This is a genomic window from Microbacterium sp. C23T (assembly GCF_053345975.1).
Genome location: NZ_JBKFBD010000012.1, coordinates 32,667 through 59,273, shown reverse-complemented (window position 1 = coordinate 59,273; position 26,607 = coordinate 32,667). Strand labels below are relative to the sequence as shown.

The following is a 26,607-nucleotide window of genomic DNA, read 5'->3' as shown; positions in this document are numbered from 1 at the left end:
GCCAGGTGGACGGTGGCATCCACCGAATGGGGGATGCCGTCTCCTGCGGATGACCGCTGGGCGCAGCATCCGTCATCCGTGACGCTGGAAGCATGCAGACACAAGCGGTGCGGGTGCGGAACCTGCGCAAGACGTACGGTGACCGCACCGTCGTCGACGGGGTGTCGTTCGAGATCGAGCGCGGCGAGACCTTCGCCCTCCTCGGGCCGAACGGCGCCGGCAAGTCGACGACCGTCGAGATCCTCGAGGGGTACCGGCGCCGCACGGGCGGCGACGTCGAGGTGCTCGGCGTCGACCCGGCCACGGGTGGGCTCGACCTCAAAGCCCGGCTCGGCATCGTGCTCCAGTCGACCGGCCAGTCCGGCCTCGTCACCGTCCGCGAGCAGCTGCGGCAGTTCGCGGGCTTCTATCCGGACCCGCGCGACGTCGAGGAGGTGATCGCGGCCGTCGGCCTCGAGGCGCAGGCGAAGACGCGCATCTCGAAGCTCTCGGGCGGGCAGCAGCGCCGCGTCGATGTGGCCCTCGGCATCATCGGTCGCCCGGAACTGCTCTTCCTCGACGAGCCCACGACGGGCTTCGATCCGCACGCGCGTCGCGAGTTCTGGGAGCTCATCCGGCGCCTCCAGGCCGAAGGCACGACCATCGTGCTGACCACGCACTACCTCGACGAGGCGGCACAGCTCGCCGATCGGGTCGCGGTGATCGCGGACGGGCGGCTGCGCGCGATCGGACCCGTCGCGGGGTTCGGCGGCGCGGCCGCGCGCGTTCCGATCGTGCGATGGGTGGAGGACGGGATGCTGCGACACGAGCGCTCCGACGACCCCTTCGCGTTCGCGACCGCCCTGGCGGCGCGGCTGGGCGAGGCGCCCGCCGAGCTCGAGATCGTGCGGCCGAGCCTCGAGGACGTCTACCTCGAGATGGTCGGTGACACCACCGCGGATGCTGCCGCGGGTGCGGCCGTCGAGAAGAAGGGAGCGGTGCGATGAGCGCCACCGTCGAGAAGACCCGCGCCGCGGGCGTCCGTCCGCGGCGCGCACGCCGCAACGTCCTGAGCGTGGGCGTCTGGCGCACACGGTTCGAGCTGATGCAGTACTTCCGCTCGGGCGACACGCTGTTCTTCACGTTCCTCTTCCCGGTCTTCATGCTGGGGCTGTTCAGCGTCGCGTTCGGCTCGGACGGCGACGTGCAGATCGCCCCCGGCGTGCCGCCGATCTCGATGGCCGAGCTGTACCTGCCCGGCATGATCGCCGCAGGCCTGCTGCTGTCGGGGTTCCAGAATCTGGCGATGGACATCGCGATCGAGCGGTCCGACGGCATGCTCAAGCGTCTGGGGGGCACGCCGCTGTCGCCGGTGAGCTACTTCATCGGCAAGATCGGTCAGGTGCTGGTCACCGGCGTGCTCCAGTCCGCCCTGCTGCTGGTGTTCGCGTCCACCGTGCTCGGGGTCGAGCTGCCCACGGAGCCCGCGCGCTGGGCGACGTTCGCGTGGGTGTTCGTGCTCGGCATCGCGACGTCGGCTCTGCTCGGCGTCGCGCTGTCGTCCGTGCCGCGCACCGCGAAGAGCGCGACCGCGGTGGTCGTGCCCATCGCCCTCGCGCTGCAGTTCATCTCCGGCGTGTACCTCACGTTCTCGCAGCTGCCGGAGTGGCTGCAGAACGTCGCGGGCCTCTTCCCACTCAAGTGGATGGCGCAGGGCATGCGCGCGGTGTTCCTGCCCGAGGACTACGCGACGCTCGAGCAGAACGGCGAGTGGAACCTCGCCGGCGTCGCGATCGCCCTCGGCATCTGGCTGATCGTGGGTCTGGTGCTCTCGCGGATCACCTTCCGCTGGATCCGGCGCGACGCGTAGCCTGCGGGTGGGCCGAGGGGAAGAGGGACGATGCTGACGAAGCGCGGGTGGGACGCGATCGTGTCGATCGTGTCGGCCGTCATCGCGATCGCGCTCGTCTTCCTCTTCCCACCGGCCACCCCGGCCCGCACCGTGATCGCGCTCGCCGCGATCGGCCTTTTCGCTCTGGGCTACGCCCTGATCGGCCGCGACGCGATCGAGCCGCCGCGCGCGGCGTGGCGGTACCCGGCCTTCTTGTCGGTGGCGGCCGTCGCCGCCGGCATCGGTGCCGGCGCGGCCCCGTTCATGGCGATGCTCCAGACCCTGGCCTACCCGCTGGTGTGGGTCATCGGCGATTCCCGCAGGCGCGGAATCGGCGGCTCGGCGGTCATCGCCGGCAGCGTCTTCATCGGCGCGAGCTTCGGCTACGGCGCGAACCTCGATTCCCTGCTCGCCGGCGGGACCACCGCGGTCTTCTCGCTCTCCTTCGCGATCGCCATCGGCCTCTGGATCGCCCGCATCGCCGAGTACGGCGAGGAGCGCGAGCGCCTGCTCGCCGAGCTGACGGCGGCGCAGACCGAGGTCGAGGCGCTCAGCCGCGAGCGCGGTGCCTCCGCCGAGCGCGAGCGCCTGGCACGAGACATCCACGACACCCTGGCGCAGACCCTCGCAGGGCTGGTGATCTTCGCCGAGCGCGCGGGTCGTCAGTCTCGGGAAGGGCAGACGGATGCTGCGGCCACGACGATCGCGACGGTCGAGCAGGTCGCGCGCGACGCCCTCGCCGAGTCCCGTGCGCTCGTCGCCCGCACGGCGGCCGTTCCCCGTGAGGCGGCCTTCGGTGCCGCGGTCGAGCGCCTCATCGAGCGGTTCCGGGAGCACGGGACGGCGCGCATCGCCCTCGACACCGCCGGCGTGGAGGGCGAGCTCGACCGCGAGGCCCAGGTGGTGCTGTTGCGCTGCCTGCAGGAGGCGCTGTCGAACGTGACCAAGCACGCGGCCGCGGCGGAGGTGACGGTGCGCGTCGAGGTCGCGGCGGACGGCGCCGCCGTGCTCGAGGTGACCGATGACGGACGCGGCTTCGACACCTCGCGGCCCACGAGCGGGTTCGGGCTGGACGGCATGCGCGAGCGTGTGGCGCTCGCAGGCGGCACGTTCGACGTCGCCTCGACCCCGGGCCACGGCGCGACCCTGACGGTCAGGCTTCCTGCGGTGTCGCAGGACGAACGGGGTGCCGGAGCGCCGGTGCCTGTCATGCCCGCCATGATGGGAGATGCGCCGGCCGAGGCCGTGCGGACGAAGGGAGATCGCCTGTGATCCGGCTGCTGATCGCCGACGACCACCCGGTGGTGCGCGCCGGCCTCGCCGGACTGCTCTCGGATGAGCCCGGCTTCGAGGTCGTGGCCGAGGCATCCGACGGCGATGAAGCCGTGCGTCTCGCGGGCGCGACCCGTCCCGACGTCGTGCTGATGGACCTGCGGATGCCGCACGTCGACGGTGTCGCCGCCACCGCCCGGATCGCCGGGGGAGAGGCGGGCGACCCGCCGCCGCGCGTGCTGATCCTCACCACCTACGAGTCCGACGACCAGATCCTCGCCGCCATCGAGGCCGGAGCGACGGGGTACCTCCTGAAGGCCGCACCGCAGGCCGAGATCGTCGCCGGCATCCGCTCGGTGGCGGCGGGGCAGTCGGCCCTCTCGCCCCAGGTGGCGGTGCGGCTCGTCGAGCGCATGCGGCGGCCGGAGCCCGAGACGGTGCTGACCGCGAGGGAGCTCGACGTGCTGCGGCTGGTCGCCACAGGCCACAGCAACAAGCAGATCGCGGTCGTCCTGGGCATCGGCGAGTCGACGGTCAAGACGCACCTGCTCAAGGTGTTCGAGAAGCTCGGCGTCGCCGACCGCACGCGCGCCGTGACCCTCGCGATGGAGCGCGGACTGCTCGTCCAGCGCTGACGACGCGAACGACGGATGCTGCGACCCGGCCGGGTCGCAGCATCCGTCGTTCTCCAGGCTCAGCCGAACTGGTTCATCGTGTTGTGCTGACCGCCGGCCTTGAGGGCGGCGTCGCCGGCGAAGTACTCCTTGTGGTTGTCGCCGATGTCGCTTCCCGCCATGTTCTGGTGCTTCACCGTGGCGATGCCCTCGCGGATCTCGCGACGCTGGACGCCCTTCACGTACGCGAGCATGCCCTCGTCCCCGAAGTAGCCCTTCGCGAGGTCATCGGTCGACAGGGCCGCCGTGTGGTACGTCGGCAGGGTGATGAGGTGGTGGAAGATCCCGGCGCGGGCGGCGCCGTCACGCTGGAACGTGCGGATCTTCTCATCGGCCACCCGCGCGAGCTCGGTGTCGTCGTACGCGACGTTCATCAGGTCGCCACGGTCGTAGGCCGAGACGTCCTCGCCCTGCTCCGCCAGGAGGTCGTACGCCTGCTGCCGGAAGTTGAGCGTCCAGTTGAACGACGGGCTGTTGTTGTAGACGAGCTTCGCGTTCGGGATGACCTCGCGGATCGCGTCGACCATGCCGGCGATCTGCTCCACGTGCGGCTTCTCGGTCTCGATCCACAGCAGGTCGGCGCCGTTCTGCAGCGACGTGATGCAGTCGAGCACGACGCGCTCCTCGCCGGTTCCCGGACGGAACTGGTACAGGTTGCTGGCGAGCCGCTTCGGGCGCAGCAGCGTGCCGTCGCGCTTGATGACGACGTCGCCGTTGCCGAGGTCGGCGTCCGAGATCTCCTCCACGTCCAGGAAGGAGTTGTACTGGTCGCCGAGGTCGCCGCTCTGGTGCGTGACCGCGAGCTTCTGCGTGAGCCCGGCGCCGAGCGAGTCGGTGCGGGCCACGATCACGCCGTTCTCGATGCCGAGCTCGAGGAAGGCGTAGCGGACCGCGTTGATCTTCGCGATGAAGTCCTCGTGGGGGACCGTGACCTTGCCGTCCTGGTGGCCGCACTGCTTCTCGTCCGACACCTGGTTCTCGATCTGGATGGCGCACGCGCCCGCCTCGATCATCTTCTTCGCCAGCAGGTACGTGGCCTCGGGGTTGCCGAAGCCCGCGTCGATGTCGGCGATGATCGGCACCACGTGGGTCTCGTAGGTGTCGATCTGCGACTGGATGAACTCGACCGCGGTGTCGTCGCCGGCGGCGCGCGCGTCGTCGAGCTGCGTGAACAGCAGATCGAGCTCACGGGCGTCGGCCTGACGGAGGAACGTGTAGAGCTCCTCGATGAGGGCCGGGACCGCCGTCTTCTCGTGCATCGACTGGTCGGGAAGCGGCCCGAACTCGGAGCGGAGCGCGGCGACCATCCACCCCGACAGGTAGAGGTAGCGCTTGTTCGTGGACTTCAGGTGCTTCTTGATCGAGATGAGCTTCTGCTGCCCGATGAAGCCGTGCCAGACGCCGAGCGACTGGGTGTAGACCGACGAGTCCGCGTCGTACTCGGCCATGTCGCGGCGCATGATGTCGGCCGTGTACTGGGCGATCTCGAGTCCCGTGCGGAAGCGGTTCTGCGCCCGCATGCGGGCGGCGGACTCGGGGTCGATGGCATCCCAGCTCGAGCCGTGCCGCTCTTTGAGCGCCCGGATGGCTTCGATGTCGTCCTGGTAGGCAGTCATGTTCGTTTCCTTGTTGGTCTCGGGGAGCGGGGGATCAGTCGGTCTCGACGAGGTACTTCGCGTAGGCGGGGAGCGTCAGGAACGCCGGGAAGTCCTGGCCGAGCGCGACCTCGCGGAAGATGTCCGCGGCGTCGTCGAACCGGTCGCCCTCGCGGCGATCCGCCTCGGCCAGCACCTGCGTGACGAGTGCCTCGATCGACTCCCGCGTGATCGGCGTGCCGTCCTCGGTGGTGCGGTCCTGGTGGATCCACTGCCAGACCTGGCTGCGGCTGATCTCGGCGGTCGCGGCATCCTCCATGAGGTTGTCGATGGCGACGGCGCCGAGGCCCCGCAGCCACGCCTCGATGTAGCGGATGGCCACCGACACGTTGCCGTGCACTCCCGCCGTCGTGATCGGGCGTCCGATGTGGACGTCGATCAGATCGGCTGCCGCCACCTCGACCTCGGGACGCTGGCGGTCGAGCTGGTTCGGGCGATCGCCCAGCACGGCGTCGAACTCGGCGCGGGCCACCGGGATGAGGTCGGGGTGCGCGACCCACGTGCCGTCGAAGCCGTCGCCGGCCTCGCGCTTCTTGTCGGCCGCCACTTTCTCGAACGCGCGCTCGGTGACCTCGGGGTCGCGGCGGTTCGGGATGAAGGCGCTCATGCCGCCGATCGCGAAGGCACCGCGCTTGTGGCACGTCTTCACGAGCAGCTCGGTGTACGCCCGCATGAACGGAACGGTCATCGTGACCTCGCTGCGGTCCGGCAGCACGAAGCGGGCACCCCGACCGCGGTAGTTCTTGATGATCGAGAAGATGTAGTCCCAGCGACCCGCGTTCAGGCCCGCGATGTGGTCGCGCAGCTCGAAGAGGATCTCCTCCATCTCGAACGCGGCCGGCAGCGTCTCGATCAGCACCGTCGCGCGGATGGTGCCGTGGGCGATGCCGACGTACTGCTCGCTGAACGTGAACACGTCGTCCCACAGCTTCGCCTCTTCGCTCGACTCGAGCTTGGGGATGTAGAAGTAGGGGCCGCGGCCGTTCGCGATCAGCTGCTTCGCGTTGTGGAAGAAGTACAGGCCGAAGTCCACGAGCGAGCCGGACGCGGCCATCGTGCGGCCGGTGCGGTCGGTGAAGCGGATGTGCTGCTCGGGCAGGTGCCATCCACGCGGACGCATCACGATGGTGGGCGTCTCGGTCGCCGTGACCTCGTAGCGCTTGCCCTCGGGGCTCGTGAACGACAGCTCGCCGCGGATCGCGTCGCGCAGGCTCAGCTGGCCCTCGATGACGTTCTTCCAGGTCGGGCTGGTGGCGTCCTCCTGGTCGGCGAGCCACACCTTGGCGCCCGAGTTCAGCGCGTTGATCGTCATCTTCGGGTCGGTCGGGCCCGTGATCTCGACGCGACGGTCCTCCAGGCCGGGTCCGGCGCCGGCGACCTTCCACTCGGCATCCTCGCGGATGTGGCGCGTGTCGTCGCGGAACTGCGGGTCGTGGCCGTTGCCGATCTCGAAGCGGCGGCGCATGCGGTCGGCGAGCCGGTCGTGGCGGCGGGCGCCGAAGCGGTGGTGCAGCTCGGTGAGGAATGCGAGCGCCTCGGGCGTCAGGACCTCGTCGTAGCGGGGGCCGAGGCGGCCGGCGATCTCGATCGAGGGCTCGTGGGTCTGGGTGGGGATGGGGCCGGTGCGCGTACGCATCGGGGTGGCGGTCGCAGGTGTCATGTCCCTGCCTTCCTGTGATCGACGGCGTTGAGTGTGTGGGGGATGCCTCTGCCCGGCGTGTGGGCCGGGCCGAGGCATCCGGTGATCCTCGTTCTGTGTGGATCGGTGGTGGGGCGTGAGACCACTCTGGGGTGAAGTTCGGGGGTGTACCCGACGAATCCGGGTGTGAAGTTTTCCGGTATTTCTGCTTTCGTGACAGAATCGCCGCATGACGACGACGTTGACCTCGGATGTGCGCGGTGAAGTCCCGGACGATGAGGAGGTGGATCCCCTCACCATCGGCCGCCGCATCCGGCAGCTGCGCACCGACCGCGGCATGACGCTCGAAGAGCTCGCTTCCGCGGTCGACCGCGCCCCGAGCCAGCTGTCCATGATCGAGAACGGACGCCGTGAGCCGAAGCTGACGCTGCTGCAGGCGATCGCGCGGGCACTGGGTTCGTCGATCGACGCGATCCTCGAGTCCGAGCCGCTCGACGAGCGTGCGACGCTCGAGATCTCGCTCGAGCGGGCGATGCGCGGCCAGACGTTCCAGGCGCTGGGCATCCCGCCGTTCCGGATCGGCAAGACGGTGCCGACCGAGGCGCTCAAGGCGATGCTCGCGCTGCAGGGCGAGATCGAGAGGCTGCGCGACGAGCGCGCGGCGACTCCCGAAGAGGCGCGACGCGCGAACGTGGCGCTGCGCAAGCTCATGCGCACGCAGAACAACTACTTCGCCGAGCTCGAGCAGCAGGCTCGCGGCATCCTCGATGCGGTCGATCACCCCGGCGGTCCGTTGACCCAGCGCACGGCCTCCGACATCGCCGCGCACCTCGGCTTCACCCTGCACTACGTGCCCGATCTTCCGCAGACGACGCGGTCGGTCGCCGACATCAAGAACGGCCGGCTGTACCTGTCGAGCCGTCTCGCCACCAAGGGCGACCCGCGCACGGCGGTGCTGCAGGCGCTCTCGAGCCGCATCCTCGGGCACCGCGAGCCGACCTCGTACGCGGACTTCCTGCGTCAGCGGGTCGAGACGAACTACCTCACCGGCGCCCTGCTCATCCCCGAGGCGCACGCCGTGCCGTTCCTGCAGGAGGCCAAGGCGGACCGTTCGCTCTCGATCGAGGACCTCCGCGACGCCTACTCGGTGTCGTACGAGACGGCCGCGCACCGCTTCACCAACCTCGCGACCGTCCACCTGGGGCTGCCCGTGCACTTCCTGAAGGTGCACGAGTCGGGGGTCATCACGAAGGTCTACGAGAACGACGACGTGAACTTCCCGACCGACCGCCTCGGCGCGATCGAGGGCCAGATGTGCTGCCGCAAGTGGACCTCGCGCGTCGTCTTCGACGTCGATGACCACTTCAACCCGTACTACCAGTACACCGACACCGGCAACGGCACCTACTGGTGCACGGCCCGCGTCGAGCTCTCGAGCGAGGGTGCGCACTCGATCAGCGTCGGCGTGCGCTTCGACGACACGAAGTGGTTCCTCGGCCGCGACACTCCGAACCGCGGGGTCTCGAAGCACTCGGTCGAGGTGTGCTGCCGGCGCGCCCCCGCCGAGCTCGAGGCGTCGTGGCGCGAGCAGTCATGGCCGAACGTGCGCACGCCGCGGACCCTGCTCGCGACGCTGCCGACGGGTTCCTTCCCCGGCGTCGACACGACCGACGTCTACGAGTTCCTCGAGGCCCACGCCCCGCGCTGAGCCGGGTCGTGAGCGCGCGCGAGTGCTGCACTTTCCTGCGAGTGCTGCGTCGCGCGACGCAGCAGGTGCAGGAAACTGCAGCGGGTGCGCAGGCAGCGACGCGGGCGGGCCGGCGCCCGGGTCAGTGGCGGCCCGCGACGACGTCGGCCACGTGGGCGGGCCACGCCGTGCGGTCGGAGGATCCGGATGCCTCGAACCGGTCCGCCATCCGATACGCGGTGTAGATCGCGTTCACGGCGGTCCACCGTAGCGGCTCGACCTCCCAGCGCCGCGCGCGGTGGCCGACCCAGGGGAGACGGGTGAGCTCGGTGTCGCGCTCCAGCACGAGGTCGGCGAGCGTGCGGCCGGCGAGGTTCGTCGCGGTGACGCCGGTGCCGACGTAGCCGCCCGCCCAGCCGAGGCCCGTCGCCCGATCGTGGACGACGGTCGCGGCCCAGTCGCGCGGGACGCCGAGCACGCCGGCCCAGGCGTGCGCGATGGGCGTCCCCGCGGCATCCGGGAAGAACTCGCGCAGCAGCCGCGTGAGCGAGGCGATCGTGCGCGCCTGCGTCGTGCCCTCGGTGTCGACGCGCGACCCGTAGCGGTAGGGCACGCCGCGGCCGCCGAAGGCGATGCGGTCGTCGGCCGTGCGCTGCGCGTACATGTACACATGGGCGAAGTCGCCGAGCGTCTCGTACCCGTCCCAGCCGACCGCGTCCCAGAACGAGGCCGGCAGGGGCTCGGTCACGATCATCGACGAGTTCATCGGCAGCCACGTGCGGTGCTCGCCGCGGAGGTCGGCGGTGAAGCCCTCGGTGGCGCGCAGCACGTGGGTCGCGCGCACGGTCCCTCGGTCGGTGAGCGCACGGCCGGGCGCGATCTCCCGCACGTGCGTCGCTTCGTAGATCGGCACGCCGAGCCGCTCGACGGCGTCGGCGAGCCCGCGCACGAGCTTTGCGGGGTGCACCCGGGCGCAGTGCGGATGCCACGCGGCGCCGAGTGATCCGGCGATCTGGATACGGGATGCTGCAGCCGCAGCATCCAGCAGCTCCACATCCGTGTGCGGCCAGGCCTGTTCACCTGCGACGGACGCCCGCAGGCGCGCGAGCTGGGCCGGCGTGCGGGCGACGCCGTACTCGCCGCCCTTCACGATGTCGGCGTCGATGCCCTCGCGCGCGGCGACGGCGATGACCTCGTCGACGGTGTCGTTGAGCGCGCGCTGCTGCGCGATCGCCGCATCGCGGCCGTGCGTCTCGGCGTAGCGCTCGCGCCCGCCGGTGACGGTGTTGGTCAGCCACCCGCCGTTGCGACCGGACGCCCCGAACCCGGCGAAGCGCTGCTCGAGCACGACGATTCGGAGGTCGGGCTGCGCGCGCTTCAGGTAGTACGCGGTCCAGAGTCCGGTGTAGCCGCCGCCCACGATGGCCACATCGACGTCGAGGTCGCCGGCCAGGGGAGCGCGCGGGGTCGGCGTGCCGCCGAGGCTCCGCCACCACCACGAGACGTCGCCGTTGGGCACGTCGGCATTGTCTCGGGCGGTGGTCGACACGGGCCACAGGCTATCGCCGCACCCTGTCCCCGGCATCGGGCGGGATGCGTCGATTCGTCCGATCCTCGTGTTCGTTCGTCACAGATGTACGGCGGATGCCCGCAGGTGCGTACCTCTGTGGCGAACGAACGGCAGGGGGTGGGGTTCTCAGGAGGCCAGGGCGCGCAGCGCCGCCCACAGCTCGGCGCGGGTCGCGAACGACGAGAGATCGCGGCTGAGCACGCGCTCGATGAGGGCGAGGCGCGTGCGCACGGTGTGGCGGTGCACGCCGAGCGCCTGCGCGGTGGCCTCGTGCGAGCAGTCCTCGTCGAGCCACACCTTCAGCGTGTCGACGAGGTGCGTGCCCTGCGCGGCGTCGTGGTCGTACAGCGGTGCGAGCTCCGCTCGCGCCAACGCGCGGGCCTCGTCCGTGAGCGCCGAGAGGACGCCGGCGCGGGCGACCTCGGCGAACTCCGTCACCGGACGGATGCCGCGGTCCCGCGCGACGCGGGCCTGCCCGAGCGCGGCGGCGAAACCGTCGTAGCCGGTCGGGTCCGACAGCCCGACGCGCACCTCGAAGCGGGCGACGAGCTCATCGACGCTGGAGCGGTCGCCCTGGGGCACGACCAGCACGAGGCCGTCCTCGCCGCGACCGAAGAACAGCGCGCCGCGGCGCTCGTCGGCCCAGAGCTCGAGCAGCTCGGCGATGCCGTCGACACGTGCGGCCGCGGCATCCGTCACCCCCACGACGACGGGGGCGGAGGGAAGCGGTCCCCACAGCTCGCGCGAGGTGCGGCGGGCGAGGGCGGGGTCCCCCGTGAGCAGCGACTGCACGAGGCCGGCGCGCAGCGCGTTGCGTGCGCGGCCGAGCCCCTGCTGCTGCTCGAGCGCAAGACCTGCCATCGCGATCACGGCGGTGACGACGACGCGGCCCTCCTGGTCGAGGTCTCCGGCGGCGATCGCGATGACGCCGCGCAGGTGGCCGCCGCGGCCGAGGGTCTGCAGCGAGAACGGCGTCTCGCCGATGTGCAGCGACGAGCCCGCCCGCGCACCGCGGTGCAGCACGCCGGTCACCTCGCGCTGGAGCGCCGCGGCCGTCTCGCCGTCGAGCCCGCCGACGGGGTGCTCACGGGAGAGTTCGCCCGCCGCGTCGAACATGCCGACCCAGGTGTCGAGCTGCTTGGCGAGCTCCGCGACGGTGGCGCCGAGCCCGTCGGGCCGCAGGGCGGCCAGCGCGATCGCGCGCTGCGCGGCGAGCGCCCAGCTACGCCGCGCGTACGCTTCGGCGGCGATCGCCTCGGCGTTGGCCCGGGCCACCGCGATGAAGGGCGTGCGGTACGGCACCTCGAACAGGGGCATCCGCTCGTCGCGGCAGGCGTCGACGAGGGCGGGCGGGATCCCGGCGCGGACGACCTCGGTGCCGAAGCCGAGGCCCACGACGCCCCGGGTCGCGAGGCGATGGACGTACGAGCGGTAGACCGCCGCCGCGTCGGCGTCGTCGCCCTGCGGGAACTGCGTGCCCGTGGTGAGCAGCACCAGGCCCTCGGAGAGGAACGGCGTCGGGTCGGCGAGATCCGAGCTGTGGACCCAGCGGATGCCGCGGTCCAATGCCTGCGGACCGAGGTCGTCGCCGGCGAGCGCGAGCTTCAGATCACGTCGGGCGAGGAGGGCGCGAAGAGTGGGGGCGTCGGCGTCCATGATGCTCCGAGTGTACGGCCCGTACAGCGGGCCGGACAGAATGTACACGGGGGCGGGTGCGGGCGTTCCCGGCGACGAAATACGCTCCCCAGCATGAGCAGCGCAGCCGACACCCTCACTGAAACGCCCCTCGGCGGTCCGACCCTTCCGCAGGAGCGCCGCCTGGTCACCAGCATCCCCGGTCCCCGCTCGCAGGAGCTCCTCGACCGCAAGGCCGACGCCGTCGCCGCCGGTGTCGGCCACACCGCGCCCGTGCAGGCCGTCGCGGCCGGCGGAGGCGTCGTCGTCGACGCCGACGGCAACTCGCTCATCGACCTGGGCTCGGGCATCGCGGTCACGACGATCGGCAACGCGCACCCCAAGGTCGTCGCGGCCGTGCAGGCGCAGGTGGCCCAGTTCACCCACACGTGCTTCATGATCGCGCCGTACGACTCGTACGTCTCGGTCGCCGAGGCCCTCAACCGCATCACGCCGGGCGACCACGCCAAGAAGAGCGCCCTGTTCAACTCGGGCGCCGAGGCGGTGGAGAACGCGGTCAAGATCGCCCGCAAGTACACCGGCAAGCAGGCCGTCGTCGCGTTCGACCACGGCTACCACGGCCGCACCAACCTCACGATGGCGCTCACCGCGAAGTCGATGCCCTACAAGAGCGGCTTCGGGCCGTTCGCGTCGGAGATCTACCGCGCCCCGCTGTCGTACCCGTACCGCGACGGGCTCGACGGCGGCCTCGCGGCCAAGAAGGCCATCTCGATGATCGAGAAGCAGGTCGGCGCCGACAACCTCGCCGCGATCATCATCGAGCCGATCCAGGGCGAGGGCGGCTTCATCGTCCCCGCCGACGGCTTCCTGCCCGCCCTCGTCGAGTGGTGCCGCGCCAACGACGTGGTGTTCATCGCCGACGAGATCCAGACCGGCTTCGCCCGCACGGGGGAGATGTTCGCGAGCGACCTGTTCGGCGTCGTGCCGGACCTGATCACGACCGCCAAGGGCATCGCGGGGGGCCTGCCCTTGGCGGCCGTGACGGGCCGGGCCGAGATCATGGACGCCTCGCACGCGGGCGGCCTCGGCGGCACCTACGGCGGCAACCCGATCGCCTGCGCCGCGGCGCTCGCCGCCATCGACGTGTTCGAGAACGACGGCATGCTCGAGCGCGCCCGCGAGATCGAGACCCTTCTGAAGGGCCGCCTCAAGGACCTGCAGGCCGCCGACCCCCGCGTCGGCGACGTGCGCGGCCATGGCGCCATGATCGCCGCCGAGTTCGTGGACCCCGCGACGGGCGAGCCGGACGCAGCGCTCACCGCCGCGGTCGCGAAGGCGTCCATCGCACAGGGCGTCATCGTGCTCACCTGCGGCACGTACGGGAACGTGATCCGCTTCCTCCCGCCGCTGTCGATCACCGACGACCTGCTCCACGAGGGCATGGACGTCGTCGCCGCAGCACTCGCGGCTTCTTGATCAGGGATGCTGCGACCGCCGCACGCGCGGCGGTCGCAGCATCCGTCTCCCGCACTTCACAGAAGACCAACGCAACCTCGCCTGACGAAGGAGTCCGAATGACCGAGCTGACCCGTGACGTCGTCATCGTCGGCGCCGGCGCCGCCGGCACGACCGCTGCCAACGAACTGAAGAAGGCGGGCCTCTCGGTCGTCGTGCTCGAGGCGCGCGACCGCGTCGGCGGGCGCCTGTGGACCGACGTCGTCGACGGCGCGATGCTCGAGATCGGCGGGCAGTGGGTGTCGCCCGACCAGGACGCGCTCAAGGAGACCATCGCGGAGCTGGGGCTCGAGACGTACAGCCGCTACCGCGAGGGCGACTCGGTCTACATCGGCCAGGACGGCGAGCTCACCCGCTTCACGGGCGAGATCTTCCCCGTCGCTCCGGAGACCGAGAAGGAGATCGTGCGCCTCATCGAGGTGCTCGACGGCCTCGTCGCGCAGGTCGACCCCGACAAGCCGTGGGAGCACCCCGACGCCGAGGCGCTCGACCGCATCTCGTTCGAGGCGTGGCTCGAGGAGCAGACCGACGACCAGGAGGCGCGCGACAACATCGCCCTCTTCATCGCGGGTGCGATGCTCACCAAGCCCGCCTACGCGTTCTCGGCGCTCCAGGCCCTCCTCATGGCGGCCAGCGCCGGCAGCTTCTCGCACCTGGTCGACGCGGACTTCATCCTCGATGAGCGCGTCGTCGGCGGCCTGCAGCAGGTTCCCCTGCTCCTCGCCGAGCGGCTGGGCGACGACGTCATCCTGGGGCAGCCGGTGACCGAGGTGCACTGGTCGGAGGACGGCGTGCGCGTCGTCACCGACAACGGCCTCGAGGTGCGCGCCCGCTTCGTGATCCTCGCGCACGCGCCGATCCTCTACCCGTGGATCGAGTTCGCGCCGCCGCTGCCGCGCCTCAAACAGCAGATGCACCAGCACATCTCGATGGGCTTCGTCATCAAGGTCCACGCGGTCTACGACCGCCCGTTCTGGCGCGAGCAGGGCCTGTCGGGCACCGCCTTCAGCCCGTACGAGATCTCGCACGAGGCATACGACAACACCAACCACGACGACGAGCGCGGCACCCTGGTCGGCTTCGTGTCGGACCGCAACGCCGACGACCTGTTCCGCGTGTCGGCGGAGGAGCGCAAGGCGCGCATCCTCGAGTCGCTGTCGCACTACTACGGCCCCGAGGCCAAGACCCCGCTCGTCTACTTCGAGAGCGACTGGGGCGCCGAGGAGTGGACCCGCGGCGCGTACGCCGCGAGCTTCGACCTGGGCGGCCTCGCCCGCTACGGCGCGGACCTCCGCACTGCCGTCGGCCCGATCCACTTCGCCTGCAGCGACATGGCCGGCGCCGGGTATCAGCACGTCGACGGCGCGATCCGCATGGGCCGCCTCGTCGCTTCGAACATCGTCGAAGCGGCACGGCGATGAGCGACCGCATCGTCGTCGGGTACACCGCGACGGATGCCGGCGCCGACGCCGTCGCCCTCGGCGCACGTCTGGCCGCGGCGATGGACGCGCCGCTCGACCTCGTGCTGGTGCTCCCCGCCGAGGACCGCAGCGTCATCACCCCGCCCGACGCGGGCTACGACCGCTTCCTCGTGACGCAGGCCGAGGCCTGGCTCGCCGAGGCGGCCGCGAAGATTCCGGATGCGGTGACCCACGCGTCGCACGTGCGGTTCGGCGACTCCTTCGCGGAGGGCCTGATCGCCGCAGCGCACGAGTTCTCCGCCTCGCACATCGTCGTCGGCGCCGCCAACGGCGGACTCCGTGGGCGCCACCGTCTCGGCACCGTCGCCAACGAACTGCTGCACTCGTCGGACGTGCCGGTCGTGCTGGCCCCGGAGGGCTCGCGACGTCTCGAGCCGTCGACGGGCATCACGCGGATCACCGCCGCGATCGGCACGCGTCCCGGCGCCGACGTCCTGCTGGAGGAGAGCGTCGCCCTCGCCGCCGCGACCGGGGCGGGCCTGCGGCTGCTCTCGCTCGCCGCGGTGGACATGCCGCCGAGCCTCGAGGCGATGGAGTTCGGCGCCCGGCACGCGGACGACGTCTTCGTGCACGTGCGGGCCGCCCTCCCGAAGGACATCGAGACCGACGCGGTCGTCGGTCTCGGCGACAGCGTCGAGGACGCCGTCTCGCACCTGAGCTGGGAGCCCGGCGAGCTCGCGGTGGTCGGTTCGAGCCGGCTGGCCCGGCGCCGGCGCCTCTTCCTCGGCTCGACGGCGGCGAAGATGCTGCACGAGCTTCCCGTACCCATGGTCGTGGTGCCCCGCACGCGCGGCAAGAAAGGCGCACGCTGATGAGCGCTTCCGAAAGCCGCGGCGCAGCGCCGCTGGCCCCGTCGACCGGCACGCACGCCGGTGAGCTGTCCAAGAAGGGCCTGAGCGCCGGCGCCGTCGGCGTCCTCGGCGCCGTCGTCATCGGCGTCTCGACCATCGCCCCGGCCTACACGCTCACCGCGTCGCTCGGGCCGACCGTGTCGGTGGTCGGCACCCAGGTGCCCGCGATCATCCTCGTCGGCTTCATCCCGATGCTGCTGACGGCGTTCGGCTACCGCGAGCTCAACCGTGCGATGCCCGACTCGGGCACCTCGTTCACGTGGGGCGTGCGGGCCTTCGGCCCGTGGATCGGCTGGATGACCGGCTGGGGCCTCGTCGCCGCCACCGTCATCGTGCTCTCGAACCTCGCCGGCATCGCGGTGGAGTTCCTGTTCCTCCTGATCTCGCAGCTGAGCAACAACCCCGAGATCGCGGAGCTCGCGTTCAACCCGTTCATCAACGTGGTCGTGTGCCTGCTGTTCATGCTGGGTGCGACGCTCATCTCGTACCGCGACATGCAGACCACGCAGAAGTTCCAGTACATCCTGGTGACGTTCCAGGTCGCCGTGCTCCTGCTCTTCGCCGTCGTGGCCATCGTCAAGGCGGTGTCGGGCGACGCCCCCGACCCGACGGCGTTCTCGTGGTCGTGGTTCAACCCGTTCGAGGTGCCGACGTTCAGCGCGTTCGCCGCGGGGCTGTCGCTGTCGATCTTCATCTTCTGGGGCTGGGACGTCGTCCTCACCATGAACGAGGAGACCAAGAACCCGGCCAAGACGCCGGGCCGCGCGGCCATGCTCACCGTCGTGATCGTCGTCTCGCTGTACCTCCTGCTCTCGATCGGCCTGATCATGTTCGCGGGCGTCGGCGACGGTCCGCTGGGGCTGGCGAACGAGGACATCTCGGCGAACGTGTTCTTCGCGCTGTCGGACCCCATCCTCGGCCCGCTCGCGTTCCTGGTGTCGCTCGCGGTGCTGTCGAGCTCGGCCGCGTCGCTGCAGTCGACCGCGGTGGGACCTGCCCGCACCCTCCTCGCGATGGGGCACTACGGCGCCCTGCCGGCGAAGTTCGCCCGCGTGAGCCCGCGGTTCTTCACGCCCGGCTACGCCACCGTGGTGTCCGCGATCGTCGCGTCCGTGTTCTACGCCGTCATGCGCGTGATCAGCGAGAACGTCCTCACCGACACGATCCTGTCGCTCGGCATGATGATCTGCTTCTACTACGGCCTCACCGCGTTCGCGTGCGTCTGGTACTTCCGCAAGCAGTGGTTCGACTCGGTGCGCAGCTTCTTCTTCACGTTCCTGTTCCCGCTCGTCGGCGGCGCGATCCTCGCGGTGCTGTTCGTCACGACGCTCATCGACTCGATGGACCCGGCCTACGGCAGCGGGTCGAGCATCGGAGGCCTGGGCCTCGTGTTCGTGCTGGGCGTCGTCGTCATCCTCGCGGGCGTCGTGATCATGATCTGGCAGGCGATCAAGCGTCCGGCGTTCTTCCGCGGTGAGACACTCAGTATCGACGCTCCCGAAAGCCTTCGTCGCGCCCGCCGCCGGCAGGCAGACTGACCCCCCAACCATCCCGATCGGAGAGTAAGCATGACCGACTACGCCGTCGTCAACCCGGCCACGGGCGAGACCCTGGCCACGTATCCGACCATCACCGACGAGGCCCTCGAGGCCGCGCTCGCGGGAGCGGATGCTGCGTACCGCACCTGGCGCGACCGGCCGGTCGCCGAGCGCGCTGCGGCCATCCGCAAGGTCGCGGAGCTGCATCGCGAGCGCCGCGATGATCTCGCCGCGATCATCGTGCGCGAGATGGGCAAGCCGCTCGAGGCCGCGCTCGGCGAGGTCGACTTCGCCGCCGACATCACCGAGTACTACGCCGACCACGCCGAGAAGATCACCGGCGACCAGCCGATCGACATCGACGGCGACGGCACGGCGGTCATCCGCCGCTCGCCCCTGGGCGTGCTGCTGGGCATCATGCCGTGGAACTTCCCGTACTACCAGGTCGCCCGCTTCGCGGCGCCCAACATCGTGGTCGGCAACACCATCCTCCTCAAGCACGCCCCGCAGTGCCCGGAGTCGGCAGCCGCCATCGCGGCGATCTACGCGGACGCCGGCCTCGAGGGCGTCTACACGAACGTCTACGCGACGAACGACCAGGCGGCGACGATCATCGCCGACCGCCGCGTGCAGGGCGTCTCGGTGACCGGCTCGGAGCGCGCAGGCGCCGCGGTCGCCGAGATCGCGGGCCGCAACCTCAAGAAGGTGGCGCTCGAGCTCGGCGGGTCCGACCCGTTCATCCTGCTCTCGACCGACGACCTCGACGGGGCCGTGGAGGCCGCGGTCGCCGCGCGCCTCGACAACACCGGGCAGTCGTGCAACGCCGCCAAGCGCTTCATCGTGGTCGACGGCCTGTACGACGCGTTCCTCGAGAAGTTCACCGCCGCGATGTCGGGCGCGAAGGTCGGCGACCCGTTCGCCGACGACACCGTCCTCGGCCCGCTGTCGTCGCTCACCGCGGCGGAGCGCCTCGCGGAGCAGGTCGACAAGGCCGTCGCGCAGGGCGCGACGCTGGTCGCCGGCGGACAGCGCGACGGCGCCTTCTACCCGGGAACCGTCCTCACCGACGTCACGAGCGACATGGACGCCTACCGCGAGGAGTTCTTCGGCCCCGTGGGCGTCGTCTACAAGGTCGCCGACGAGGACGCCGCGGTCGCTCTCGCCAACGACACCAGCTACGGCCTCGGCTCGTACGTGTTCACCACCGACGAGGAGCAGGCGAAGCGCGTCGCCGACAAGATCGACGCCGGCATGGTCTACGTCAACGTGGTCCTCGCCGACGAGCCCGGGCTGCCCTTCGGCGGCGTGAAGCGCTCCGGCACCTCGCGCGAGATGGGACTTCTGGCCGCCGACGAGTTCGTCAACAAGAAGCTGATCCGCGTCGGCGCCTGACGATCACCCCTCGCCGAGCGCCTCACGGGCCTCGGCGAGGGCTTCGTCGGCCCACTGGACCTGCTGCGGCGTGCCCCAGCGGGTCGCAGCATCCCGCGCCGCCTCGAACTCCGTGATCGCGCCCTCGACGCGGCCGGCGTCGAAGAGCCGCCAGCCGGCGTTGTTGTGCAGCGAGACGTTCCAGCGGAGCGTGCGGGGGTCCGTTGCGCCCTCGAGCGCGCCGAGGGCCGCGGAGGTCCACTCCTCGGCCTGGTCCGGCTCTGCGATGGCGAGCATGTGCAGCGCGTCGACCTGCAGGAATGTCAGTCCGGCTCCGGACGCCGCATCCACGGCAGCGAGGAAGTACGGGAGCGCCGCTTCGGGATCGCCCCCGGAGTTCCGCACGCGGCCGCGCTCCAGCGCGGCTCGCGCCGCGACGGCGGCATCCTCGATCGCGACGGCGTCGAGCACCGCGTCGGCCTCGTCGAACCGCTCCTGCAGGCCCAGAGCCCGCGCGACCTGCGTCTCGATCTCGGCGCGGGCGGCAGCATCCGTCTCGACTGCCGCCGCCCCGCGCAGGCGGGCCTCGGAGCCGGCCGCGTCGGAGAAGTCCCACAGCTCGTCGAGCCGGGTCTGCGCAAGGGTCATGCCGGAATCGTAATGCCGTCATCCGGGGGTGTCGCGGACGGAGCGCGAGCGCGAGGATGGAGTCATGGCAGACACACCGGACCCCGTCGTCTCCCTGTCCGATGAAGAGTGCTGGGAGCGCCTGCGCACGCAGGAGCTCGGCCGCCTCGTCACGCATGTCGGCGACGTGCTCGACATCTTCCCCGTGAACTACGTCGTCGACGGCGAGAGCGTGCTCTTCCGCACCGCGCAGGGGAGCAAGCTGTTCGAGCTCACGGTCAACGACGAGGTGCTCTTCGAGGTCGACGACCACACCGACACCGACGCGTGGAGTGTGATCCTGCGCGGTCGCGCGCATCCGCTGGACCGCTCCGCGGACGTGGAGCGCGCCGACGGCCTGGGCCTTCGGCCCTGGATCCCGACGCTCAAGTACACCTATGTGCGGGTCGAGGCGACGTCGCTGTCGGGGCGCGCCTTCGAGCGCTCGGCCGAGCCCGACCGGTACGGCGTGCAGCAGTACTGATCCCGTGTGCGCGCGTGTGCGGAGCCGCCTCGGTTCGCGGGGCCCGCGGGCATGCCGTACACTGGATCGTGCAGTCGAAGTCTGCATTCTTTCGCTGTGCCCGGTCCTCGGGTACGGATCCTCAAGCCGCGGTGAGAGGGGAAGAGTGCGGGCTCCGCGAGACCTCCGGGTCTCTAGGGCGGTAGCTCAATTGGCAGAGCAGCGGTCTCCAAAACCGCAGGTTGCAGGTTCGATTCCTGTCCGCCCTGCGCGTCAGCGCAACGCCGGTGACATGCTGGTGGTTGACAACACAGTGTGCCGATCCGTGTCGGCTCACGGAAGGTAATCAGGTGGCATCGATGGTTCAGGACGAGCCGAAGGGCGAAGTCGTCCCCGCAGAGGGAACGGCCGCGCCTCGCGAGAAGAAGCCCAACGTCTTCGCTCGTATCGCCCTGTTCGTCCGTCAGGTCTTCGCCGAGCTTCGCAAGGTCGTCACGCCGACGCGCCAGGAGCTGCTGAAGTACACGGCGGTGGTGCTGGGCTTCGTCGTCGTGATGATGGCGCTCGTCTACGGCCTGGACGTGCTGTTCGTGTGGATCACGTCGTACGTCTTCGGAGTGCCCGGCGCCTGATCCCGAGCGCCTCCGGCTCGCAGCGGAGGCATGACACGGGCGGACCGCAGGTCCGGCAGCGGACGGAACGGAAGAGAACTCACGTGACTGAAAGATATGTCGACGACGCCGATTGGGCGACGGCCGCGGAGCAGTCGTCGGAGGACGACGAAGCTCAGGAGGGCAACGTCCTCGCCGCGGAGGAGCGGTCGGTGGAGGCCGCCGAGCACGTCGCGATCCACATCGTCGACGACTCCGATGAGGACGACGCCGACCTGGACGACATCGACATCGACGACCCGGAGGCGGACGCCATCGTGAACGACGCTCTCAACCTGGACGAGACCGCAGAGACCGAGGCCGCGGCCGAGGTCATCAACGACTCCATCGCGGAGGAGGTCGCCGAGCGCGAGGCCGAGGCCGCCGACGAGGTGACCCCCTACGACGGTCCCGACGTGAACGGCGATGAGGACGAGCCCGAGCTCGACGAGGACTTCGTCGCAGAGGTGGACGCCGCAGCCGCCGTCGTCGACGACGTCGAGGCATCCGTCTCGCCGGCCGACGCCGCAGAGGCCCCCGAGAGCGACGACGAGGACGACGACGAGGACCCCTTCGAGGCGTTCCGCGCAGACCTGCGCACCCTCCCGGGCAAGTGGTACGTCATCCACTCCTACGCCGGCTTCGAGCGCAAGGTGAAGGCCAACATCGAGCAGCGCAAGTCGACGCTCGAGGTCGAGGAGGAGATCTACCAGATCGAGGTCCCGATGGAGGACGTCGTCGAGATCAAGAACGGTCAGCGCAAGATGGTCACGCGCGTCCGTATCCCCGGCTACGTGCTCGTGCGCATGGAGCTCAACGAGGACACCTGGTCGGTCGTCCGCCACACGCCCGGTGTCACCGGCTTCGTCGGCAACGCCCACAACCCGACGCCGCTGCGCTTCGAAGAGGCCTTCAACATGCTGAAGAGCCTCGTCGAGGTCAAGGAGGTCGCCGGCGCCAAGGGCGGTGCGGCCAAGAAGGGCGCCGCCGCCGCGGCCCGCGTCATCCCCGCCGAGGTCGACTTCGAGGTCGGCGAGACCATCACGATCAAGGAAGGCTCGTTCGCGGGCCTGCCCGGCACGATCAGCGAGATCAAGCCCGAGAGCGGCAAGCTCACGGTCCTCGTCTCGCTCTTCGAGCGCGAGACCCCGGTCGAGCTGTCGTTCGACCAGGTCACCAAGCTCTGATCTACCACCTGGTAGACTCTGCAGGTTTGCGCGCGCCTTGAGCGTGCGCGTCTGGCACCGCGTTCCGGAACCGCCGGATTCGCGGGAGAACCGGTTGCTCCGGCAGCCGTCGTTCGACGAAAGGAAGAAGAATGGCACCGAAGAAGAAGGTGACCGGCCTGATCAAGCTTCAGATCAACGCCGGTGCAGCCAACCCGGCGCCGCCGATCGGCCCCGCGCTCGGTCAGCATGGCGTCAACATCATGGAGTTCTGCAAGGCGTACAACGCCGCGACCGAGTCGCAGCGCGGCAACGTCATCCCCGTGGAGATCACCGTCTACGAGGACCGCAGCTTCACGTTCATCCTGAAGACCCCGCCGGCCGCTGAGCTCATCAAGAAGGCTGCGGGCGTCCAGAAGGGCTCCAAGACCCCTCACACGGTCAAGGTCGCCAAGCTCACCAAGGAGCAGGTGCGCCAGATCGCAGAGACGAAGCAGCCCGACCTGAACGCGAATGACATCGAGGCCGCCTCGAAGATCATCGCCGGCACCGCCCGTTCCATGGGCATCACGGTCGAGGACTGAGGGGGATAGGAAACATGGCTACCAAGTCCAAGGCCTTCCGGGCCGCCGCCGCCAAGATCGAGGCGGACAAGTTCTACAGCCCCACCGAGGCCGTCGCGCTCGCGAAGCAGACCGGCTCGGCGAAGTTCGACTCGACCGTCGAGGTCGCGCTCAAGCTCTCCGTCGACCCTCGCAAGGCCGACCAGATGGTGCGCGGCACCGTCATCCTCCCGCACGGCACCGGCAAGACCGCCCGCGTCATCGTGTTCGCGACGGGTCCGGCCGCTGAGGCCGCGATCGCCGCGGGTGCGGACGAGGTCGGCGGCGCCGAGCTCATCGAGAAGGTCGCCGGCGGCTGGACCGCGTTCGACGCGGCCGTTTCGACGCCCGAGCTCATGGGCCAGGTCGGTCGTCTCGGCAAGGTGCTCGGCCCCCGCGGCCTCATGCCCAACCCGAAGACCGGCACCGTGACCCCCAACCCGGCCAAGGCCGTCGAGGAGATCAAGGGCGGAAAGATCGAGTTCCGCGTCGACAAGCACGCCAACGTGCACTTCGTCGTCGGCAAGGCCTCGTTCTCGGCCGAGCAGCTGGACGAGAACCTGAAGGCCGCGCTCGAGGAGATCGTCCGCCTCAAGCCGTCGAGCTCGAAGGGCCGTTACATCCAGAAGGGCGCCGTGTCGACCACGTTCGGCCCCGGCATCCCGCTGGACGTGAACAGCATCGTCTGACGCTTCGACAAGCTCAGCGACCCAGAGTCGCCGAAGGCCCCACCCGTCCGGGTGGGGCCTTCGTCGTTCCCGCGTAACTCCGAGCCGCGGGAGCGCGGGGCGGGAGTAGCGTCTGAGGCATGTCGAAGACGCTCCAGGACCTGTTCGGAATCGACGCGCCGATCGTGCTCGGCCCCTTCGGCGGGCTGTCATCGATCGAGCTGACGGCTGCGGTGAGCGAGCTCGGCGGACTCGGCTCGTACGGGCTGTACGGCTACTCCGCCGACCGCATCAGCGACACGATCGCCGCGCTCCACTCCGCGACGCGGCGTCCGTTCGCCGTCAACCTCTGGCTGCCGACGGGCGACGAGGTCACGCCGGGCGACGTCGACCTGAGGCCGGCGATCGAGGCGGTCGCGCCCCTGTACGACGAGCTGGGTCTCGCTCACCCGACGCCCCCGATCGAGTTCCTGCCCGACCTCGACTCCCAGCTGACGGCGGTGATGGATGCTGCGCCCGCGGCGTTGAGCGTGGTCTTCGGCGTGCCGTCGGAGCACGTGGTCGCGGCGGCGCGGAGCCGAGGCATCCGTGTCATCGGCACCGCCACGACGGTCGCGGAAGCCGTCGCGCTCGAAGCGGCCGGAGTGGACGCCATCGTCGCGACCGGGGCAGAAGCGGGCGGTCACCGGGTGTCGTTCCTGCGGCCCGCCGAGCAGTCGCTCGTGGGCACGTTCGCCCTCGTGCCGCAGGTGGTCGACGCGGTGGAGGTGCCGGTCATCGCGGCCGGCGGCATCGGAGACCGTCGCGGCGTCGCGGCGGCGTTCGCGCTCGGTGCGTCGGGGGTGCAGGTGGGCTCGGCGTTCCTCCGCACGCGCCAGTCGGCCGCCACCGACGTGCACCGGCAGGCCATCGCCGACGCGGCCGACACCGCCACCGTGCTCACCCGCGCGATGAGCGGGCGACTGGCCCGCGGCATCCCGAATCGGGCGATGCGCGAGATCGAGACGACGGGGATCATCGCCCCGTTCCCGGCGCAGAACTGGCTCACCGGCCAGTTCCGAGCCGAGGCCGGGCGCCGCGGCGACGGCGACCTCGTGTCGCTGTGGGCCGGACAGGCGGCCGGGCTCGCGCCCAGCGACGACGCGGCCGAGGTGTTCGCCGAACTCGCGGCCGGCCTCCCGGACTGACCTCGACCCACGCGCGATCGTCAGTGGGTGGGGCGCACCTCGAAGCCGCGTTCGCCGGTGGTGGCGGCATCCGTCACCGTCGCCTGCTCGACGCGCGAACCGGGCGGGCCCTCGGCCATCCACGCCAGCACCTCGTCGACCTGACCGGGGGTGCCCTCGACCTCGGCTTCGACCGATCCGTCGCGGCGGTTGCGCACCCAGCCCGCCGCGCCGGCCTCACGCGCGACGATGAGCATGGTGTAGCGGTAGCCGACGCCCTGCACGTCGCCGCGGACCGTCACGTGCACGCGTCTCATGCCGCCCATCTTGCCGCCGCACGCGCCTTGCCGCGACCTGGGGAAGTCGGCCAGGATGCCGACATGGGTACCGTCGACGAACTCCTGGATGAACTCGACGCGGCCGACCGGCCGTCGGTCGAGCGGATCTACGCCATCGCGCGAGAAGAGGCGCCCGACGCGGAGCAGGGGCGCGGCTACGGGATGCCGGCGCTGGTGTACCGCGGCAAGCCACTCCTCTCGGTGAGGCGGGCGAAGAAGCACATCGGCGTGTACCCGTTCAGCCCCGACGCGGTGTCGGCGGTCGCGGACGCGCTCGCCGGGCACCCCGGCATCGGACTCGACAAGGGGACGATCCGCTACCAGCCGGAGCACCCGCTCCCCGACGACGTCGTGCGCGCCCTCGTGCTCGCCCGCAAGGAGCAGATCGACGGCTGACGGTGACAGCCTCGGTCAGTGCGGGAGCACGAGCGAGACGCCGAGGGCGATCATCACGACCGCTATCACCGCGTCGAGGATGCGCCAGGCGCGGGGGGTCGACAGCCAGCGTCCGAGCAGGCGTGCGCCGAACGCGAGGCCGAAGAACCAGATGACGCTCGCGGCCATGGCACCTGCGGCGAAGAGCCAGCGGGAGTCGCCGTGCGTGTTCGCGACGGTGCCGAGGAGGAACACGGTGTCGAGGTAGACGTGCGGGTTGAGCCACGTCAGCGCCAGGCAGGTGAGCAGCACCGGGATCAGGCGGGCGTGCGCCGCGGGCGTGGCGGCGGTGCGGATGTCGCTGCGCACCGCGGAGGCGGACGCGTCGGGTTCGAGCGCCTCACCCGTGTGGGTGTGCGCGGGGGGTGCGGGCGCGGACGCGCCGGAGGATGCCGACGGGTCCGAGTCCGCCGCGGCGGCACCGAGCGTCTCGCCCGACGGGCGCCAGGCGCGCCGTGCCGCCAGCACGCCGTACGCCACCAGGAACAGCGCACCCGCCCACCGCACCACGTCGACGAGCCACGGCACGGCCTGCAGCACGAACCCGATGCCTGAGACGCCGAGCGCGATGAGCACGGCGTCCGAGATCGCGCAGATCGCCGCGACGGCGAGGACGTGCTCGCGGCGCAGGCCCTGGCGCAGCACGAACAGGTTCTGGGCGCCGATCGCGATGATAAGGGAGAAGCCGAGGCCGAGGCCGGCGGGGACGGGGGAGAGCACGAGTCGACGCTACGAGCCGCAGCATCCGTAGTCCAGCTCATGGATCTTCAGTACCATTAGCTCTACTTAATATGAGGATCCCGTTCGAGCTGGCTGAGACCCTGGCCGTCGTCGTCGACGAGGGCACGCTCGACGCTGCCGCACGCCGCCTGCACATCACGCCGTCGGCGGTGAGTCAGCGCATCAAAGCCCTCGAGGAGCAGCTCGGGCGGCTGGTGTTGGTGCGCTCCAAACCCGTACGGCCGACAGAAGCCGGCATGTCGGTGATCCGGCTCGCGCGGCAGACGGCGCTGCTCGAGCACGACGCGCTCGCGGAGCTCGGTGCGGGCGGCGACGAGGGCGCGCTCGCCGTCGTACCGCTCGCCGTCAACGCCGACTCGCTGGCCACGTGGTTCCTCGAGCCGCTCGCGCGGCTGGCGGAGCAGCATCCCGTCGTCTTCGATCTGCACCGCGACGACCAGGACTTCACCGCGGGACTGCTCGAGTCGGGGACTGTCATGGGCGCCGTCACCTCGCGCGCCGCGCCGGTCGCCGGATGCCGCAGCTCGGTGCTCGGGGCGATGCGCTACGAGGCGGTCGCGACGCCGGCGTATGCGGCACGGTGGCTCGGAGGGGAGCGCGCGACGGCACTCGCGCACGCGCCGCTCGTGGACTTCGACCGCCGCGACGACCTGCAGAACGAGTGGCTGGCTCAGCAGGGCGTCGACCCGGCCGCGCCGCCGCGGCACTACGTGCCCGCGTCGAGCGACTTCGCGTCGGCGGTGCGGCTCGGCCTCGGCTGGGCGATGCTGCCGCGATTCCAGTCCCACGAGGCCCTCGAGCGCGGCGAGCTCGTGCTGCTGGGCGGCCCGCCGGTCGACGTCGCGCTGCACTGGCAGCAGTGGAATCTCCGCTCACCGCTGCTCGACGCCATCGCGGACGCGATCGTCGCCGAAGGAAGGCGCGTGCTCGCGCCTTTGCGCTGACGGGGCCGAC

The 26,607-nt window shown here is 70.7% G+C and carries 25 protein-coding genes and 1 tRNA gene; 19 read left to right on the top strand and 7 right to left on the bottom strand.

What is annotated here, in order from left to right:
* Positions 1-92: 92 nt before the first annotated feature.
* Genes ACLBXX_RS08545 through ACLBXX_RS08530 form a run of 4 tightly spaced genes read left to right on the top strand, consistent with a single transcriptional unit; the run spans position 93 to position 3,777 of the window.
* Positions 93-986, top strand: a complete 894-nt coding sequence (locus tag ACLBXX_RS08545) for an ABC transporter ATP-binding protein (RefSeq protein ID WP_447657671.1) — start codon at positions 93-95, stop codon at positions 984-986.
* Positions 983-1,849 (top strand): ABC transporter permease, encoded by an 867-nt coding sequence (locus ACLBXX_RS08540; protein ID WP_447657670.1) that lies wholly within the window; start codon positions 983-985, stop codon positions 1,847-1,849. Before ACLBXX_RS08545 ends, ACLBXX_RS08540 begins: the two co-directional genes overlap by 4 nt.
* 30 nt (positions 1,850-1,879) lie before the next feature.
* The gene (locus tag ACLBXX_RS08535; protein ID WP_447657669.1) at positions 1,880-3,142 is read left to right on the top strand and encodes a sensor histidine kinase; all 1,263 of its coding nucleotides are present in this window, start codon (positions 1,880-1,882) and stop codon (positions 3,140-3,142) included.
* A complete protein-coding gene (locus ACLBXX_RS08530; protein ID WP_387139200.1) occupies positions 3,139-3,777 on the top strand; it encodes a response regulator in 639 nt (212 codons plus the stop codon). The genes ACLBXX_RS08535 and ACLBXX_RS08530 overlap by 4 nt, the downstream gene beginning before the upstream one ends.
* A 59-nt stretch (positions 3,778-3,836) precedes the next feature.
* On the opposite strand, the gene ACLBXX_RS08525 is transcribed toward ACLBXX_RS08530, so the two are convergent.
* Complete coding sequence (locus ACLBXX_RS08525; protein WP_387139197.1) at positions 3,837-5,432, bottom strand: isocitrate lyase; 1,596 nt, start codon at positions 5,430-5,432, stop codon at positions 3,837-3,839.
* A 34-nt stretch (positions 5,433-5,466) separates the two neighbouring features.
* Positions 5,467-7,107: a malate synthase A gene (gene aceB, locus ACLBXX_RS08520; RefSeq protein WP_447657727.1), complete on the bottom strand. Its 1,641-nt coding sequence runs from the start codon at positions 7,105-7,107 to the stop codon at positions 5,467-5,469.
* A gap of 232 nt (positions 7,108-7,339) precedes the next feature.
* On the opposite strand from aceB, the gene ACLBXX_RS08515 reads away from it, so the two are divergent.
* A complete protein-coding gene (locus ACLBXX_RS08515) occupies positions 7,340-8,818 on the top strand; it encodes a helix-turn-helix domain-containing protein (RefSeq protein WP_387139194.1) in 1,479 nt (492 codons plus the stop codon).
* Positions 8,819-8,939: 121 nt separating this feature from the next.
* Here ACLBXX_RS08515 and ACLBXX_RS08510 read toward each other — a convergent pair whose 3' ends face one another.
* Both ACLBXX_RS08510 and ACLBXX_RS08505 read right to left on the bottom strand, forming a co-directional pair.
* Positions 8,940-10,346: an NAD(P)/FAD-dependent oxidoreductase gene (locus ACLBXX_RS08510; RefSeq protein ID WP_447657668.1), complete on the bottom strand. Its 1,407-nt coding sequence runs from the start codon at positions 10,344-10,346 to the stop codon at positions 8,940-8,942.
* A gap of 147 nt (positions 10,347-10,493) precedes the next feature.
* A complete protein-coding gene (locus ACLBXX_RS08505) occupies positions 10,494-12,023 on the bottom strand; it encodes a PucR family transcriptional regulator (RefSeq protein WP_387139188.1) in 1,530 nt (509 codons plus the stop codon).
* Positions 12,024-12,116: 93 nt separating this feature from the next.
* Between ACLBXX_RS08505 and gabT the strand changes: the two genes are divergently transcribed.
* From gabT to ACLBXX_RS08480, 5 genes are all read left to right on the top strand, one after another.
* On the top strand, positions 12,117-13,478 hold the full coding sequence (gabT, locus tag ACLBXX_RS08500) for a 4-aminobutyrate--2-oxoglutarate transaminase (RefSeq protein ID WP_447657667.1): 1,362 nt from the start codon (positions 12,117-12,119) through the stop codon (positions 13,476-13,478).
* Positions 13,479-13,576: 98 nt separating this feature from the next.
* Complete coding sequence (locus ACLBXX_RS08495) at positions 13,577-14,938, top strand: flavin monoamine oxidase family protein (protein ID WP_447657666.1); 1,362 nt, start codon at positions 13,577-13,579, stop codon at positions 14,936-14,938.
* A complete protein-coding gene (locus ACLBXX_RS08490; RefSeq protein WP_447657665.1) occupies positions 14,935-15,810 on the top strand; it encodes a universal stress protein in 876 nt (291 codons plus the stop codon). The genes ACLBXX_RS08495 and ACLBXX_RS08490 overlap by 4 nt, the downstream gene beginning before the upstream one ends.
* Complete coding sequence (locus tag ACLBXX_RS08485; RefSeq protein WP_447657664.1) at positions 15,810-17,387, top strand: APC family permease; 1,578 nt, start codon at positions 15,810-15,812, stop codon at positions 17,385-17,387. The genes ACLBXX_RS08490 and ACLBXX_RS08485 overlap by 1 nt, the downstream gene beginning before the upstream one ends.
* Positions 17,388-17,417: 30 nt before the next feature.
* Positions 17,418-18,779 carry an NAD-dependent succinate-semialdehyde dehydrogenase gene (locus ACLBXX_RS08480; RefSeq protein ID WP_447657663.1) on the top strand — a complete coding sequence of 454 codons (1,362 nt, stop codon included), beginning with the start codon at positions 17,418-17,420 and terminating at the stop codon, positions 18,777-18,779.
* Positions 18,780-18,782: 3 nt separating this feature from the next.
* On the opposite strand, the gene ACLBXX_RS08475 is transcribed toward ACLBXX_RS08480, so the two are convergent.
* Complete coding sequence (locus ACLBXX_RS08475; protein WP_447657662.1) at positions 18,783-19,406, bottom strand: hypothetical protein; 624 nt, start codon at positions 19,404-19,406, stop codon at positions 18,783-18,785.
* A gap of 64 nt (positions 19,407-19,470) precedes the next feature.
* Here ACLBXX_RS08475 and ACLBXX_RS08470 point away from each other — a divergent pair, with 64 nt between their 5' ends.
* The 7 genes from ACLBXX_RS08470 to ACLBXX_RS08440 all read left to right on the top strand — a co-directional run bounded on the left by ACLBXX_RS08470 (position 19,471) and on the right by ACLBXX_RS08440 (position 24,160).
* Positions 19,471-19,908 (top strand): pyridoxamine 5'-phosphate oxidase family protein, encoded by a 438-nt coding sequence (locus ACLBXX_RS08470; RefSeq protein ID WP_375871002.1) that lies wholly within the window; start codon positions 19,471-19,473, stop codon positions 19,906-19,908.
* A 175-nt stretch (positions 19,909-20,083) separates the two neighbouring features.
* Positions 20,084-20,156 (top strand) — tRNA-Trp (locus ACLBXX_RS08465).
* Between the two features lie 90 nt (positions 20,157-20,246).
* A complete protein-coding gene (gene secE / locus ACLBXX_RS08460; RefSeq protein WP_045300625.1) occupies positions 20,247-20,519 on the top strand; it encodes a preprotein translocase subunit SecE in 273 nt (90 codons plus the stop codon).
* 83 nt (positions 20,520-20,602) lie between these two features.
* Positions 20,603-21,724, top strand: a complete 1,122-nt coding sequence (gene nusG / locus ACLBXX_RS08455) for a transcription termination/antitermination protein NusG (RefSeq protein ID WP_387139169.1) — start codon at positions 20,603-20,605, stop codon at positions 21,722-21,724.
* Between the two features lie 131 nt (positions 21,725-21,855).
* Complete coding sequence (rplK, locus tag ACLBXX_RS08450; RefSeq protein WP_045247325.1) at positions 21,856-22,287, top strand: 50S ribosomal protein L11; 432 nt, start codon at positions 21,856-21,858, stop codon at positions 22,285-22,287.
* A gap of 14 nt (positions 22,288-22,301) precedes the next feature.
* Positions 22,302-22,994, top strand: a complete 693-nt coding sequence (rplA, locus tag ACLBXX_RS08445) for a 50S ribosomal protein L1 (RefSeq protein WP_310285150.1) — start codon at positions 22,302-22,304, stop codon at positions 22,992-22,994.
* A gap of 119 nt (positions 22,995-23,113) precedes the next feature.
* Positions 23,114-24,160: an NAD(P)H-dependent flavin oxidoreductase gene (locus tag ACLBXX_RS08440; RefSeq protein ID WP_310285147.1), complete on the top strand. Its 1,047-nt coding sequence runs from the start codon at positions 23,114-23,116 to the stop codon at positions 24,158-24,160.
* A gap of 20 nt (positions 24,161-24,180) precedes the next feature.
* Here ACLBXX_RS08440 and ACLBXX_RS08435 read toward each other — a convergent pair whose 3' ends face one another.
* Positions 24,181-24,456: an acylphosphatase gene (locus tag ACLBXX_RS08435; RefSeq protein WP_447657661.1), complete on the bottom strand. Its 276-nt coding sequence runs from the start codon at positions 24,454-24,456 to the stop codon at positions 24,181-24,183.
* Between the two features lie 63 nt (positions 24,457-24,519).
* Here ACLBXX_RS08435 and ACLBXX_RS08430 point away from each other — a divergent pair, with 63 nt between their 5' ends.
* Positions 24,520-24,873, top strand: coding sequence for an iron chaperone (locus ACLBXX_RS08430; RefSeq protein ID WP_447657660.1), 354 nt, complete (start codon positions 24,520-24,522; stop codon positions 24,871-24,873).
* A gap of 15 nt (positions 24,874-24,888) precedes the next feature.
* On the opposite strand, the gene lysE is transcribed toward ACLBXX_RS08430, so the two are convergent.
* Entirely contained in the window at positions 24,889-25,632 is a 744-nt protein-coding gene (gene lysE / locus ACLBXX_RS08425; protein ID WP_447657659.1) for an L-lysine exporter, read from the bottom strand.
* Positions 25,633-25,703: 71 nt separating this feature from the next.
* Between lysE and ACLBXX_RS08420 the strand changes: the two genes are divergently transcribed.
* Positions 25,704-26,597, top strand: coding sequence for a LysR family transcriptional regulator ArgP (locus ACLBXX_RS08420; protein WP_447657658.1), 894 nt, complete (start codon positions 25,704-25,706; stop codon positions 26,595-26,597).
* Positions 26,598-26,607 lie beyond the last annotated feature (10 nt).

Bases quoted from the DNA above. Each gene is read 5' to 3' on its own strand.
- ACLBXX_RS08545 (WP_447657671.1), top strand. From the start codon at position 93: ATGCAGACACAAGCGGTGCGGGTGCGGAACCTGCGCAAGACGTACGGT.
- ACLBXX_RS08540 (WP_447657670.1), top strand. From the start codon at position 983: ATGAGCGCCACCGTCGAGAAGACCCGCGCCGCGGGCGTCCGTCCGCGG.
- ACLBXX_RS08535 (WP_447657669.1), top strand. From the start codon at position 1,880: ATGCTGACGAAGCGCGGGTGGGACGCGATCGTGTCGATCGTGTCGGCC.
- ACLBXX_RS08525 (WP_387139197.1), bottom strand. From the start codon at position 5,432: ATGACTGCCTACCAGGACGACATCGAAGCCATCCGGGCGCTCAAAGAG.
- aceB (WP_447657727.1), bottom strand. From the start codon at position 7,107: ATGCGTACGCGCACCGGCCCCATCCCCACCCAGACCCACGAGCCCTCG.
- ACLBXX_RS08515 (WP_387139194.1), top strand. From the start codon at position 7,340: ATGACGACGACGTTGACCTCGGATGTGCGCGGTGAAGTCCCGGACGAT.
- ACLBXX_RS08505 (WP_387139188.1), bottom strand. From the start codon at position 12,023: ATGGACGCCGACGCCCCCACTCTTCGCGCCCTCCTCGCCCGACGTGAT.
- gabT (WP_447657667.1), top strand. From the start codon at position 12,117: ATGAGCAGCGCAGCCGACACCCTCACTGAAACGCCCCTCGGCGGTCCG.
- ACLBXX_RS08495 (WP_447657666.1), top strand. From the start codon at position 13,577: ATGACCGAGCTGACCCGTGACGTCGTCATCGTCGGCGCCGGCGCCGCC.
- ACLBXX_RS08490 (WP_447657665.1), top strand. From the start codon at position 14,935: ATGAGCGACCGCATCGTCGTCGGGTACACCGCGACGGATGCCGGCGCC.
- ACLBXX_RS08485 (WP_447657664.1), top strand. From the start codon at position 15,810: ATGAGCGCTTCCGAAAGCCGCGGCGCAGCGCCGCTGGCCCCGTCGACC.
- ACLBXX_RS08480 (WP_447657663.1), top strand. From the start codon at position 17,418: ATGACCGACTACGCCGTCGTCAACCCGGCCACGGGCGAGACCCTGGCC.
- ACLBXX_RS08475 (WP_447657662.1), bottom strand. From the start codon at position 19,406: ATGACCCTTGCGCAGACCCGGCTCGACGAGCTGTGGGACTTCTCCGAC.
- ACLBXX_RS08470 (WP_375871002.1), top strand. From the start codon at position 19,471: ATGGCAGACACACCGGACCCCGTCGTCTCCCTGTCCGATGAAGAGTGC.
- secE (WP_045300625.1), top strand. From the start codon at position 20,247: ATGGTTCAGGACGAGCCGAAGGGCGAAGTCGTCCCCGCAGAGGGAACG.
- rplK (WP_045247325.1), top strand. From the start codon at position 21,856: ATGGCACCGAAGAAGAAGGTGACCGGCCTGATCAAGCTTCAGATCAAC.
- rplA (WP_310285150.1), top strand. From the start codon at position 22,302: ATGGCTACCAAGTCCAAGGCCTTCCGGGCCGCCGCCGCCAAGATCGAG.
- ACLBXX_RS08440 (WP_310285147.1), top strand. From the start codon at position 23,114: ATGTCGAAGACGCTCCAGGACCTGTTCGGAATCGACGCGCCGATCGTG.
- ACLBXX_RS08435 (WP_447657661.1), bottom strand. From the start codon at position 24,456: ATGAGACGCGTGCACGTGACGGTCCGCGGCGACGTGCAGGGCGTCGGC.
- ACLBXX_RS08430 (WP_447657660.1), top strand. From the start codon at position 24,520: ATGGGTACCGTCGACGAACTCCTGGATGAACTCGACGCGGCCGACCGG.
- ACLBXX_RS08420 (WP_447657658.1), top strand. From the start codon at position 25,704: ATGAGGATCCCGTTCGAGCTGGCTGAGACCCTGGCCGTCGTCGTCGAC.